At 72.5% G+C, this 15,156-nt stretch carries 1 protein-coding gene; it reads right to left on the bottom strand.

What is annotated here, in order from left to right; all coding sequences use genetic code 11:
* Window positions 1-159 precede the first annotated feature (159 nt).
* Window positions 160-15,135, bottom strand: a complete 14,976-nt coding sequence (locus tag STRNI_RS37945; RefSeq protein WP_277412872.1) for a type I polyketide synthase — start codon at window positions 15,133-15,135, stop codon at window positions 160-162.
* Window positions 15,136-15,156 lie beyond the last annotated feature (21 nt).

Here is a 15,156-nt window from a genome sequence, read left to right as displayed (position 1 = left end):
CGGCATGCCCGGGAGCCCGCCGGCACCGGCTCAGGGTGTCCTGCGGGAAGGAGTGGGCACGGCTTGGGGCCGCCCGCTGAGGTGCTGCCGGACGGCACCGGCTCCGGGCAGCGCCTCAGTGGGCGGCCGGAGCCGGTGTGCGGGCGGGCGGTCAGCCCGTCATGACCCGCCGAGTTCCTGCTCGATGAAGTCGAACAGCTCGTCGTCCGATGCCTGGTCCAGCCGGCTCTCCAGCCCGGCGTCCGGGTCCTCGGAGAGGCTGTCGAGCCGGTCCATGAGTCCCTGCAGCCGACTGCGCAGCGAGGCCCTGGCGGCCGTGTCGCCCATGAGCCGCTCGGTCTGTGCCTCCCAGGCGTCGAGCGGGCCGGGTGCGGGGTCCCCGTGGGCCGATCGCTGCTCCACCACGGGGCCCAGCCTGCCGAGCAGATGGTCGGCGAGGCCGCCCGGTTCCGGGTAGTCGAACAGCAGGGTCGCGGGCAGCCGGGTCCCGGTCACGGTGGTGAGACGGTTGCGCAGCTCGACGGCGGTCAACGAGTCGAAGCCCAGCTCCAGGAAGCCGCGCTCGGGGTCGATCGCGTCGGCCGAGGTATGGCCCAGCACCAGCGCGGCCTGCCCCAGGACGGCATCGAGCACCGCCTGGCGCCGGTCCCTCTCCGGCAGCGCGGCGAGGCGGGTGCCGAGCTGATCGGCTTCGGCGGAAGGCGCGGGGCCCGGCCGGCCGGCCGAAGGACGGGGCCGCGGACCGGCCAACGACCGCAGCAGCGGGGGCACTTCGCCGGCCGGGGTCCGCAGCGCCGCCAGATCGAGCCGGGCCGGGACGAGGAACGGCTCGCCCGTGGCGAGTGCGGCATCGAGCAGCGCCAGTGCCTGGTCCGACGGCATGGGGCGCACCCCGCCCCTGGCCATCCGGTGGAGGTCGGTCTCGTCCAGCTTGGTGGTCATCCCGCTGCGTTCGGCCCACAGGCCCCAGGCGAGGGAGACGGCGGGACGGCCCGCGGCCCGCCGGGTGTGGGCGAAGGCATCGAGGAACGCGTTGGCCGCCGCGTAGTTGCCCTGTCCGACCCCGCCGAAGGTCCCGGCGAGCGAGGAGAACAGGACGAACGCCGTCAGGTCGAGGTCGCGGGTCAGCTCGTCGAGGTGGAGTACGGCATCGGTCTTGGTCCGCAGCACGGTGTCCATACGGTCCGCGGTCAGGGAGCCGAGCACCCCGTCGTCGAGGACGCCCGCGGTGTGGATCACCGCGCTGAGCGGACGTTCGGCGGGTACGGAGGCGAGCAGCCGGGCGGTGTCGGCCCGGTCGGTGAGATCGCAGGCGGCGATGTCGATCTCCGCTCCCAATTCGCGCAGCTCCTTCTCCAGTTCGGGCATCCCCTCCGCCTTCCGCCCACGACGGCTGGCGAGCAGCAGACTGCGTACGCCATGAGCCGCCACCAGATGACGGGCGACGAGCCGGCCGAGCATGCCGCCGCCCCCGGTGATCAGCACCGTGCCGTCGGCGCCGAGGCCGCGGAACGGCTCGGCCGCCCGGGCACGCACCAGACGCGGCACCCGGGCACCGCCCTCGCGCAGGGCGATCTCGGGTTCGCCGGTCGCCAGGGCAGCGGGCAGCGCGGCCGCTGACCGTGCCGTGCCGTCGTGGTCGAGCAGGGCGAAGCGGCCCGGGTTCTCGGCCTTGGCGGTGCGGATGAGGCCCCAGACGGCGGACTGCGCCAGTCCGGGAACCGCCGCGCCGGCCCGGTCCGCCACGGCGTTGCGGGTGCACAGGACCAGCCGCGAGGCGCTGAACCGCTCATCGCGGAGCCAGGCCTGTGCCAGGTCCAGTGCGTGGTGTACCGCCCGGCGGGTGGCCCCGGCCGGATCGCCCTCGGCCGGCAGACAGCCGATGAGGACCGTGGCGGGCACCTCGGCCCCGGCGTCGACGGCCGCGGTCAGCGCGGACAGATCCGGGTGCCGGGCGCTGTGGTCACCGGGGACCTGGGGTACCTCCGTGCCGATGACCGCATACGGCTCGGCCGGAAGTTCGCTCAACGCCAGGTCCGCCCAGTCCATCCGGTACAGATCGGCCGGCTTCGGTCCGGCGGCGGCCAGCTGTGCGGGGTCGACCGGCCGCAGGACGCATGCCGGTATCGCGGCGAGCGGGGTGCCCGAGGCGTCCGCCAGCTGCACTCCATAGGTGTCGTCGGCCTGTCGGACGAGACGGACCCGCACGGTGTCCGGGCAGGCCGCGGCCGCCGCGGTGACCGCCCGGAAGCTGAAGGGCAGCACGGCCCGTTCGGTGTCGGGTGCGGCCAGGGCGACCGTGTGCAGCGCGGCGTCCAGCAGCGCCGGGTGCAGGACGAAGGCGGTGTCGCGGTACTGCTCGGGCAGGGTGACCTCGGCGAACACTTCGTCGCCCCGGCGCCAGGCGGCGTGCAGACCGCGGAAGGCCGGTCCGTAGGCGAAGCCGTTCGCGGCGGTGCGCTCGTACAGGTCGGAGATGTCGACCGGGTCGGCACCCGGCGGGGGCCAGGCGGTGAGGTCGGCGGGCGTCCCGGTCCCGGGCCGGCCGTCGGCTGGCATCCCGGCCTCGGGCTGGCCGTCGGTGTGCGTCCCGGTCCCGGGCCGGCCGTCGGCGAGGGTGCCCTCGGCGTGCCGGGTCCAGGGCTGCTCCTCGTCGTCCGTGCCGGTCGCGGGGCGCGAGTGCACGGACAGCGGGCGACGGCCCGAGTCGTCCGCCTCCCCGACGGTGACCTGAAGCTGCACCGTGCCGTCCTCCGGGACCACCAGCGGGGCCTGCAGGGTGAGTTCCTCCACGTGGCCGGCGCCGGTCCGTTCGCAGGCCTGGAGCGCCAGTTCCACGAACCCGGTGCCGGGGAACAGCAGCGTGCCGTCCAGGGCGTGGTCGGCCAGCCACGGCTGACGCCCCGCCGAGAGCAGCCCGGTGTACAGGGCACCGCCGGAACCGGCGAGCGGCACCGCCGCACCGAGCAGCGGATGCCCGGCCGCCTCCAGCCCCACGGCAGAGACGTCGGTCGGGTCAGCGGCCTCCAGCCAGTACCGCTGCCGCTGGAACGGGTAGGTCGGCAGCGGCACCCGCCGGGCGCCCGAGGACGCGAAGCAGCGCTCCCAGTCCGGGCCGTGGCCCCGCAGATGCAGCTGGGCGAGGGCGGTGGTGAGCGACTCCGGTTCCTCGGTGTCCCGGCGCAGCAGCGCACCGAGGAAGATCCCGTCCGTCGTGGTCAGGCACTCGTCCGCCATGGCGGTCAGCACCCCGGACCCGAGGTCGAGAAGTGTGCGCGCGCCCAGCTCTTCCAGGGCGCGGGTCCCGTCGTGGAAGCGGACCGCCTGCCGTACGTGGCGCACCCAGTAGTCGGGACTGCACAGCTCCTCGGCCGTGGCCGGGCGGCCCGTGACGTTCGAGACGACGGGTATGCCCGGCGGCTGGTAGCTCAACTCCGCTGCCACGGAGGCGAATTCGTCGAGCATCGCGTCCATGCGGGCCGAGTGGAAGGCATGGCTGACCCGCAGCCGCTTGGTCCGGTGTCCCGCGGCGGCCAAGTGCCCGGCGACCTCGGTGACGGCGTCCTCGTCGCCGCTCAGGACGGTGGCGGCCGGTCCGTTGACCGCGGCGACCGCGACCCTGCCCTCGTACGGTGCGAGCAGCGGCAGTACGTCCTCCTCCGCCGCATGGACGGACACCATGGCTCCGCCGGCGGGCAGCGCCTGCATCAGCCGGCCGCGGGCGGCGACCAGACGGCAGGCGTCCGCCAGGGAGAACACCCCGGCGACATGTGCGGCGGCCAGTTCACCGATCGAGTGGCCGAGCAGCAGGTCCGGGTGCACCCCGTAGCTTTCGAGCAGCCGGAACAGGGCGACTTCGAGGGCGAAAAGACCGGCCTGGGTGTAGACGGTCCGGTCGAGGAGGTCCGCCTCGGGTGTGCCGGGCCGGGCGAAGAGCACCTCGCGCAGGGGCCGGTCGAGGTGGCCGTCCAGGTGTGCGCAGACCGCGTCCAGGGCGTCGGCGAAGGCGTCATGGGTCGCGTAGAGGCTCCGTCCGGTCCCGGCGCGCTGCGATCCCTGCCCCGGGAAGAGGAAGGCCAGCTTTCCGGGGCGGGCGCGGCCCACAGCGACCCGTGGGTGCTCCCGGCCGTCGGCGAACACCCGGAGTGCCGCGGTCAGTTCACCGGTGTCCTGGCCGAGGAAGGCTGCCCGGTCCTCGAATCCGGTGCGCGAGGTGGCCAGGGACAGCGCGACATCGGCAGGGGTGAGCTCGGGGTTGCGGGCGAGGTGTTCCGCCAGCCGCCGGGCCTGGGCCCGCAGGGCCGGGGCACCCCGGGCGGACAGCAGCCAGGGGACTACGGCCGTCGGCGCGCCCGCGGTCTCCGGCTGAAGGCCCTGTGGGGTGACGTCGGACTCGACGACCACCAGCTCGGGCTCGGGCTCGGGCTCCTCCAGGATCACATGCGCGTTGGTCCCGCTGATGCCGAAGGCGGAGACACCGGCCCGGCGCGGACCGGCGCCCGGTGTCCACTCCTGCGGCTCGCCCAGCAGCCGCACGTTCCCCGCCGACCAGTCGATGTGCGGCGACGGCTGCGCGGCGTGGAGGGTGCGCGGCAGCACTCCGTGCCGCATCGCCTGCACCATCTTGATGACTCCGGCGACACCGGCCGCGGCCTGGGTGTGGCCGATGTTCGACTTGACCGAGCCGAGCCACAACGGGCGTTCCGCGGGCCGTTCCTGGCCGTAGGTGGCGAGGAGCGCCTGCGCCTCGATCGGGTCGCCGAGCCGGGTGCCGGTCCCATGGGCCTCGACGGCGTCGATGTCGCCCGTGGACAGTCCCGCGTTGGCCAACGCCTGGCGGATGACGCGCTGCTGGGAGGGCCCGTTGGGCGCGGTCAGGCCATTGGAGGCGCCGTCCTGGTTGACGGCCGTGCCCTTGACGACGGCCAGCACCGGGTGTCCGCGTCGGCGGGCCTCGGACAGCCGCTCCAGCAGGACGACTCCGACGCCCTCGGCCCACCCGGCGCCGTCGGCATCCGCCGAGAACGCCTTGCAGCGGCCGTCGGGAGCGAGTGCCCGCTGCCTGCTGAATTCGATGAAGGTCTGCGGGGTCGAGATCACCGTCACACCGGCGGCCAGCGCGAGCGTGCATTCCCCGGACCGCAGGGCCTGGGTCGCCAGATGCAGGGCGACCAGCGACGACGAACACGCCGTATCCACCGTGACGGCCGGTCCCTCCAGACCGAAGGTGTAGGCGATACGGCCGGAGGCGACACTGCTCGCGCTGCCCGTCGCCAGATGTCCCTCCATGCCCTCCGGAGCGGTGCGCACACGGGAGCCGTAGTCGTGGTAATTCGAACCGACGAAGACGCCGGCCGCCGTGCCACGGAGCAGCTCCGGGTCGATGCCCGCCCGTTCGATCGCCTCCCAGGAGGTCTCCAGGAGGAGCCGCTGCTGAGGGTCGATGGCGACCGCCTCACGCGGTGAGATCCCGAAGAACGCCGGGTCGAAGTGGTCGGCGTCGTAGAGGAACCCGCCGTCGCGGGCGTAGAACGTGCCCGGCTTGTCGGGGTCCGGGTCGTAGAGCCGCTCGATGTCCCAGCCGCGGTTGGTGGGGAAGCCCGAGACGGCGTCGGTGCCCTCGTCGACCAGCCGCCACAGCTCCTCGGGTGAGTCTGCCCGGCCCGGGTAGCGGCAGCTCATCCCGACGATGACGACGGGATCGTCGTCCACCGGAACGGCAGGTGCGGCCGGGGCCGCGCTCTCCGGCTCCGCGCCGAAGAGCCCGTCGTGGAGGAACGCCGTGAGCGCGGCCGCCGTCGGATGATCGAACACCAGGGTGACCGGCAGGCGCAGACCGGTCGCCTCGGCAAGCCGGTTGCGCAGCTCGACGGCGGTCAGCGAGTCATAGCCCAGCTCACGGAACGCCCGGTCGGCGGGGATCGCGTCGGGTCGGTCGTGGCCGAGGACGGCGGCGGCCGCGGCCCGTACGTCGTCCAGCAGCGCCGCACCCCGGTCCCCCGGCGCGAGATCCCGCAGCCGTACGACGAGCGGCGCGGCGTCACCGCGCACCGCGGACTCCTCGGTGCGGTCGCCGACCGACGCCTGGACCTCGGGCAGCTCACTCACCGCGGCAACCCGTCGGGCCGTGGCCTTGCGCCAGTCGACGTCCGCGACGACCAGGAACGTCTCGCCCTGGTCCAGGGCCGTCTGCAGGGCGGAGACCGCCAGGTCGGGATCCATCGGCGGCACTCCGTCACGGCGGAGCCGCTGCGCCAGTTCCTCTCCCACCAGACCGCCGCCGCCCCAGGCTCCCCAGGCGATCGACGTCGCGGGCAGTCCCTCGGCGCGGCGCTGCAGGGCGAGCGCGTCCAGACAGGCGTTCGCCGCCGCGTAGCTGCCCTGGCCGGGCCCGCCGAGCGTGCCCGCCATGGAGGAGAACAGGATGAACGCCGACAGGTCCAGGTGCCGGGTCGCCTCGTGGAGGACGAACGCGGCCCCCGCCTTCGGCTCCCACACGGTCTCGGCGCGGTCCGGGGTGAGCTGGTCGATCACCCCGTCGTCGAGGACTCCTGCCGTGTGCACCACCGCGGTCAGCGGCTGCTCCTCCGGCAGGCTCGCGAGGAGTGCCGTCACCGCCGCCCGGTCGCTGACATCACACGCCCGCACGGTTGCCCGCGCTCCGAGCGCGGCCAGCTCCTCGACGAGTGCGGCGGCACCCGGCGCCTCAGTGCCCCTACGGCTGACGAGTACGAGATGCTCCGCGCCGTTGCGGGCGAGCCAGCGGGCGAGGTGCCCGCCCAACGCGCCCGTCCCACCGGTGACCAGGACGGTGCCACGCGGCCGCCAGCCCTCCCCGGCCGGCCGGTCCCCCGGGAGCGACCGCAGCATCCGGCGGGTGAAGACGCCGGACCCACGCAACGCCAGCTGGTCCTCGCCGGGGTTCTGCGCCAGCAGCGCGACCAGTCGTCGGCCGGCCCGGTCGTCCAACTCGCCCGGCAGGTCGATGAGTCCGCCCCACCGCTGCGGATATTCGAAGGCGGCGATCCGGCCCAGCCCCCACGCCATGGCCTGCACCGGGTGGTCGAGGGCATCGGCACGGTTCACCGACACCGCGCCACGGGTCGCACACCACAGCGGAGCGTCGATCCCGGCGTCACCGAGCGCCTGCAGCAGCGACGTCATCAGGACCAGCCCGGCCGGCAGGGTCTCCGTGGCGGCCCACGGCCGCTCGTCCAGAGCCACGAGGGAGAGCACCCCGGCGACCGGCCCGGCCGCCGTCCCGGCCTCGTCGCGCAGTCGGCCCGCCAGTCGTTCCCGGTCGCCGTCCTCCGCACCGACGGTCAGGGTCCTGATGTCCGCGGCGCCCGCTCGAAGTGCGCGGACGACCCCCTCGACCACGGGGGCGTCCTGGTGGCCGTCGGGTAGGACGACCAGCCATGTACCGTCCAAGCTGGCGCGCTCGGGCTCCGGTTGGGGCCTCCAGACGATCCGGTAGCGCCACCCGTCGACCGTGCTCCGCTGCTGCCGCTGCTTGTGCCACAGCGAGAGCGCGGGAAGGACCTCACGCAGCGCACCGTCGTCGGACAGCCCGAGCGTCTCGGCGAGGGCGTCCGCGTCCTCGCGCTCGATGCTCTCCCAGAATCCGGCGTCGACGAGTCCCGAAGCGGCCGGCCCTGCTGCGGGCTTGTGCGATTCGAGCCAGTAGCGGCGGTGCTGGAAGGCGTACGTGGGCAGATCCACGAGCTGCGGACGATGCGCGGCAAACGCCGGGGACCAGTCCACGTCCACGCCGTGTACGAACAGCTCGCCGAGCGAGGTGTAGAGCCGCGACAGACCACCGTCGTCCCGGCGCAGCGTGCCCGTCACCACCGCCTCCACACCGGCAGCCTCGACGGTTTCCTGAAGCGGCATCGTCAGGACGGGGTGCGGGCTGACCTCCACGAAGACCCGATGATCCAGCGCAAGCAGCTCACGCACCGCGGGCTCCAGCCGCACCGTCTGCCGCAGATTGCGGAACCAGTACCCGGCGTCCATCTCCGCCGTGTCCAGCCACTCCCCCGTCACCGTCGAAAAGAACGGCACGGAAGAAGCCCGGGGCACGATGGGCGCCAGGACCTCCAGCAACTCCTCGCGGATCGACTCCACATGAGCCGAATGCGACGCGTAGTCCACCTCGATCCGACGCGCGCTGATCTCGCGCTCCTGGCAGCCCTCCATCAGCTCGTCCAGCGCATCTGCGTCACCGGAGACCACGACGGACGACGGGCCGTTGACCGCCGCGACCGAAACCCGACCGTCCCACGGCTCGATCAGCTCCGCGACCTCGGACGAGGGCACGGCCACGGACACCATCCCGCCATGCCCGGACAGCGCACGAATCGCCTTGCTGCGCAGGGCTACGACCCGCGCGCCATCCTCCAGAGTCAACGCTCCGGCGACGCAAGCCGCGGCAATCTCCCCTTGGCTATGGCCGACGACCGCCGAAGGCTCCACACCATGGGCGCGCCAGACCTCTGCCAACGACACCATCACCGCCCACAACACCGGCTGCACCACATCCACCCGATCCAGACCTGGCGCACCCTCAACCCCACGCAACACACCACTCAACGACCAGTCGGTGAACGGCTCCAACGCCGCCCCACACTCCGCCAACCGTTCAGCGAACACCGGCGAGGAATCCAACAACTCCACCGCCATACCCACCCACTGCGACCCCTGCCCCGGGAACACGAACACCGTCCTGCCCGGATCAGTCACTGCAGCAGTCGGACTCAACTCCCCCAGTTTTGATGCCAGTTCATCGATCTCCGATCCGACAACAACCGCCCGGTGCTCGAACGACGACCGCGACGCCACCAACGACCAACCCACATCAACCGGCGACAGACCAGACCCCGCCACCCGCGACACCAACCGCTCCGCCTGCCCCGCCAACGCACCCTCAGAACGACCCGACACCACCCAAGGCACCACCACGCCCACGCCCACACCCACACCCGACACCGGAGCACAGGCCTCTAGATCAGCCGGGCCAGCACCTTCGGACTGCTCCGCCTGCTCGACGATCACATGCGCATTGGTCCCGCTCACGCCGAAGGACGAGACACCGGCGCGGCGCGGACGGTCGTCCTCCACCGTCCACGGCCGGGCCTCGGTCAGCAGCTCCACCGCGCCCGACGGCCACTCCACGTGTGGCGACGGCTCATCGGCGTGGAGCGTCGCCGGCATCTCGCCGTGGCGTAGCGCCTGCACCATCTTCATGATCCCGGCCATGCCGGAGGCTGCCTGGCTGTGCCCGATGTTCGACTTGACCGAGCCGAGCCACAGCGGCCGGTCCGCCTCCCGCTCCTGCCCGTAGGTGGCCAGCAACGCCTGCGCCTCGATCGGATCGCCCAGCGACGTGCCCGTGCCGTGCGCCTCCACCGCATCCACCTCACCGGCCGACAGACCGGCATCGGCCAGGGCGGCCCGGATCACCCGCTGCTGGGAGAGGCCGTTGGGGGCGGTGAGGCCGTTGGAGGCACCGTCCTGGTTGATCGCCGTTCCGCGGACGACCGCCAGCACCGGGTGCCCGTTGCGGTGGGCGTCCGACAGGCGTTCCACCAGCAGCACGCCGACGCCCTCGGCCATGCCCATACCGTCGGCCGCCGCCGAGAACGGCTTGCACCGGCCGTCGCGCGCCAGCCCCCGCTGACGGCTGAAGCCCACGAGACCGATCGGTTCGCTCATCACCGCCGCGGCGCCGGCGATCGCCAGGGAGCATTCACCCGAGCGAAGCGCCTGTACGGCCAGATGCAGCGACACCAGCGAGGACGAACAGCCCGTGTCCAGCGTTATCGCGGGGCCTTCCAGTCCGAGCGTGTAGGAGATACGGCCGGAGGCGATGCTGGTCACCGTTCCGGTGATGAGGTGCCCCTCCAGCCCGTCCGGGGCCTCGCCGTTGCCGTATCCCTGGTAGGCGGCTCCGAAAAAGACGCCGGTCGGGGTGCCGCGCAGGGATCCGGGGTCGATGCCACCGCGCTCGATCGCCTCCCAGGACGTCTCCAGGAGAAGCCGCTGCTGCGGGTCCATGGCAAGGGCCTCGCGCGGCGAGATCCCGAAGAACTCGGCGTCGAAGTCACCTGCTGCGTCGAGGAATCCACCTTCGCGGACGTAGCAGGTACCGGTGCGGTCCGGGTCCGGGTCGTAGAGCCCATCGAGGTCCCAGCCTCGGTCGGCAGGGAACTCCGAGATGGCATCCGTCCGGTCCCGCACCAACTGCCACAGGTCCTCGGGCGACCGTACGCCTCCCGGATAGCGGCAAGCCATGGACACGATCGCGATCGGGTCGTCGTCTGCGGGAGCGACGGGGGCCGCGGTGTCCGCGGTGTCCGCGGCGGCGGACGGTACGGACAGCGGGCCGCCGGCACCGACCAGGGTGGTCTCCAGATGCCCGGCGAGCGCCTTCACGTTCGGATGGTCGAAGACCACGGTGGCGGGGAGCTTCTGTCCGGTGGCTGTGTTGAGCCGGTTGCGCAGCTCGACCGCGGTGAGGGAGTCGAAGCCCAGTTCACGGAAGGCGCGGCCCACCTCGACCTCGGACGTGTCCGCGTATCCGAGCACGGCCGCGACCTGCTTGCGCACGAGGTCGGAGAGCTGCCGCTCGCGTTCGGCGGGTACCAGCCCGGCGAGCTGGGAGCGGAGCACCTCGGAGGTGCTCTCGGCGGCGTCCGTGTCGGCCTCGTCGGCCTCCAGTGCCCGCAGCACCTCGGGGATCTCGTGCAGCAGCGGGCGGCGGTGCGCGGCGGTGAAGACGGGGACGAAGCGTTCCCAGTCGATGTCCGCCACGGCGAGGAAGGTCTCATCGTGGTCGAGCGCCTGCTGGAGTCCCAGCACGGCCAGGTGCGCCGGCATGAACGGGATACCGCGCCAGCGCAGTTGCTCCTGAACGACATCGACGGCCATGCCGCCGCCCTCCGGACTCCAGATGCCCCATGCGATCGAGGTACCCGTCAGACCGCGGGCGCGGCGGTGTGCCGCGAGCGCATCGACGTAGGCGTTCGACGCGGCGTAGGCCCCGTGGTCTCCGCTGCCCCAGGTGCCGGCGACGGACGAGTAGAGCACGAAGGCGTCCAGTCCGTCGCGGTCGAACATCGCGTCGAGGTTGCGGGCACCGAGCAGCTTGGCGCGAGCGCCCTCAGCGAACTCCTCCAGTGTGGTGTCGGCGAGCGGCACGAGCAGACCGACTCCGGCGGTGTGCACGACGGAGCGGATGGCCGGGCCGTCGGCCTCGACCTGGGTGACCAGCTCGGCCAGCGCGTCGGCGTCCGTCACATCGCAGGCGGCGATGGAGACTCGCGCCCCCAACTCGGCGAGTTCGTCGCGTAGTTCGGCCGCGCCCGGTGCGTCCGGGCCACGGCGGCTGGTCAGCACCAGATGCTCGGCGCCGTTACGGGCGAGCAGCCGGGCGGTGTGCGCACCGAGGCCTCCGGTACCGCCGGTGACCAGCGCGGTTCCACTGGTACGCCAGGGGGTGGCCGGCTCGCCGCCGTCCAGAGGGGCCCGGGTGAGCCGACGGCTGAGGAGCGCGGAGCCGCGGAGGGCGAGCTGATCCTCTTCCCCTCCCGCGGCGAGGACCCCGGACAGCAGGGCCGCCCCGTGGTCGTCCAGTGCGGCAGGCAGGTCGACGAGGCCGCCCCACAGCTTGGGGTGCTCCAGGGCGAACACCCGGGCCAGGCCCCAGACGGCTGCCTGGAGCGGATGCCGGACCTCGTCGTCGGTGAAACCGGTGGCGGCGGACTCGGTCGTGAGCAGCCACAGCGGAGCCTCCACGGCGGCGTCGAGCAGCGCCTGCATCAGGGCCACGGACTGGACCAGTCCCACGGTGACCTCGGGGTGCCCGGTCAGTGGCCGCTCGTCCAGGGCGAGGAAGGAGACAACGCCGCTGGGGGCACCGGTCGTGAGGGAGTCGCGCAGCTGGTCGGCCACGCCTTGGCGGTCGGTGGTCGAGTCCTCCAGGACGAGGAGCACGGTCTCGGCGCCGCTGTCCCCCATGCCCTGGAGAGTGGCCCGTACGAGGCCGTCGTCCAGGTGGCCGGCGGGCACGACGACGAGCCAGACGCCCTCCAACTTGCCCTGCTGTGGCTCGTGTTGGGGCCGCCAGGCGATCCGGTAGCGCCAGCCGTCGACCGTGCTCCGCCGCTGCCGGCCCTGCCGCCATGACGACAGCACCGGCAACACCTCACGCAAAGCCCCCGGATCCGCCAGCCCCAACGTCGCCGCCAGACCCTCCAGATCCGCACGCTCCACCGACTCCCAGAACCGGGCATCCACCGGATCGACCGCACCGTCCACCGACGACTGACCCGACTCCAACCAGTAGCGCCGACGCTGGAAGGCGTACGTGGGCAGCTCGACGACCCCGGGCCGGGGAGCGGCGAACGCCGGGGACCAGTCCACCTCCACACCATTCACATACAGCTCGCCGAGGGAGGTGTAGAGGCGCGACAGACCACCGTCATTGCGGCGCAGGGTCCCCGTCACCACGGCATCCGCACCCGCCGCCTCAGCGGTCTCCTGCACCGGCATCGTCAGCACCGGATGCGGACTGACCTCCACGAACACCCGATGATCCGACGCCAACAGCGCACGCACCGCGGGCTCCAGCCGCACCGTCTGCCGCAGATTCGTGAACCAGTACCCGGCGTCCATCTCCGCCGTGTCCAGCCACTCCCCCGTCACCGTCGAAAAGAACGGCACCTCGGGCGCCCTGGGCACCACCGGTGCCAGAACCTCAAGCAACTCCTCGCGGATCGACTCCACATGAGCCGAGTGCGAGGCGTAATCCACGTCGATGCGACGCGCACGAATCCCGCGCTCCCGGCACACATCCCTCAGCTCATCGAGCGCGTCCGCGTCACCGGAGACCACCACGGATGTCGGACCGTTGACCGCCGCAACCGAAACCCGACCGTCCCACGGCTCGATCAGCTCCGCGACCTCGGACGAGGACAGGGCCACGGACACCATCCCGCCACGGCCCGACAACGCACGGATCGCCTTGCTGCGCAGCGCCACGACCCGCGCGCCGTCCTCCAGAGTCAGCGCCCCGGCGACACAGGCCGCGGCGATCTCCCCCTGGCTGTGCCCCACCACCGCAGCAGGCTCCACACCATGAGCCCGCCACACCTCCGCCAACGAGACCATCACGGCCCACAACACCGGCTGCACCACATCGACCCGGTCCAGGCCCGGGGATCCCTCGGACGCACGCAGCACCTCGCGTAGCGACCAGTCGGTGAACGGCTCCAACGCCACCTCACACTCCGCCAACCGGGCCGCGAAGACCGGCGAGGAGTCCAACAACTCCACCGCCATCCCCACCCACTGCGACCCCTGCCCCGGAAAGACGAACACCACATCGGCGTCGCCCTCCAGGGCTCCCGCATCGCCCACCACCGCACCGGCGGGCGTCTCGCCCTCAGCCACGGCACGCAGTCCGGCGACCAGCGTGTCCTGGTCGGCTCCCACCACCACGGCCCGGTGCTCCAGGGCCGCACGCGAAGCCACCAGCGCATGTCCCGTATCCGCCGGCGACTGTCCGGTGGTCTCCGCCCACGACGCCAGTCGGTCTGCCTGCGCACGCAAGGCCGTCGCGGAACGCCCGGAAACCACCCAGGGCAGCGTGGCGGGCGCCGCGTCCCGAGCGGGGGAGGCTGCGGTCTGTTCGTCGGCGGGTTCGGCGGGTTCGGCGGGTTCGGCGGGTTCGGCGGGTTCCTCCGCCGGCGCTTGTTCGAGCAGGACATGCGCGTTGGTGCCGCTGCCGCCGAATGACGACACACCGGCCCGCCGGGGCGCGTCCGTCTCGGGCCACGCCGTCTCGTCGGTGAGCAGACGGACGTTCCCCTTCGACCAGTCCACATGCGGTGACGGCATGTCGACATGGAGCGTCGCCGGCAGTACGCCATGGCGTATCGCCTGCACCATCTTCATCACTCCGGCGATGCCGGAGGCGGCTTGCGTATGCCCGATGTTCGACTTGAACGAGCCGAGCCAGAGCGGCCGGTCCTCGTCCCGGTCCTTGCCGTACGTGGCGAGCAAGGCCTGCGCCTCGATGGGATCGCCGAGCGTGGTGCCCGTACCGTGCGCCTCCACCGCGTCCACCTCAGTGGGCGACAGACCGGCATTGGCCAGCGCGGCCCGGATCACCCGCTGCTGCGAAGGCCCGTTCGGCGCGGTCAGGCCGTTCGACGCACCGTCCTGGTTGGTGGCGCTGCCGCGAATCACCGCCAGCACCGGATGGCCACTGCGGCGGGCCTCCGACAGGCGCTCCAGCAGCAGGACGCCGACACCTTCGCCCCACGCGGTGCCGTCGGCGGCCGCGGCGAACGGCTTGCACCGCCCGTCCCGCGCGAGCCCTCGCTGACGGCTGAACTCCACGAAGTTCCGTGCCGAGGACATCACGGTCGCTCCGCAAGCGAGCGCCATCTCGCACTCTCCGTGCCGCAGCGCCTGGACGGCCAGGTGCAGGGCGACCAGCGAGGACGAGCACATGGTGTCGACGGTGACCGCCGGCCCCTCCAGCCCGAAGCTGTAGGCGAGCCGTCCGGAGAGGACGGCTGCCGATCCTCCGGTCAGCAGATGGCCCTCGACGCCCTCCGGGGTGGTGCTGCCGTCGGCGGAAGCGGCATAGCCCTGGTTGCTCGACCCGACGAAGACACCGGCTTCGCTGCCGCGTACCGATGTCGGGTCGATGCCCGCACGCTCGAAGACCTCCCAGGAGGTCTCCAGGAGAAGCCGCTGCTGCGGGTCCATGGCGAGGGCCTCGCGCGGGGAGATCTCGAAGAAGCCGGCGTCGAACTCCGGGGCGTCGTAGAGGAAGCCGCCCTGGCGGACATAGCTGCTGCCCGCCCGGTCGGGGTCCGGGTCGTACAGCTTCTCCACGTCCCAGCCGCGATCGGTCGGCATGGGCCCGATGGCGTCGGTGCCTTCGGCCACCAGCCGCCACAGTTCTTCGGGGGAGCGCACTCCTCCCGGAAGGCGGCAGGCCATGGCGACGATCGCGATGGGATCGTGCTCCCGCGACTCCACCTCCTGCAGCCTGCGGCGGGTCTGCCGCAGGTCCGTGGTGACCCGCTTGAGGTAGTCGCGGAGCTTGTCCTCGTTGTCCATGTAGCGTCAGCCCTTCAAGAA

Source organism: Streptomyces nigrescens (genome assembly GCF_027626975.1).
Taxonomy (GTDB): Bacteria; Actinomycetota; Actinomycetes; order Streptomycetales; family Streptomycetaceae; genus Streptomyces; species Streptomyces nigrescens.
The sequence above is the reverse complement of the archived record's forward strand: the minus strand, read 5'-3'. Positions and strand labels throughout refer to the sequence as shown.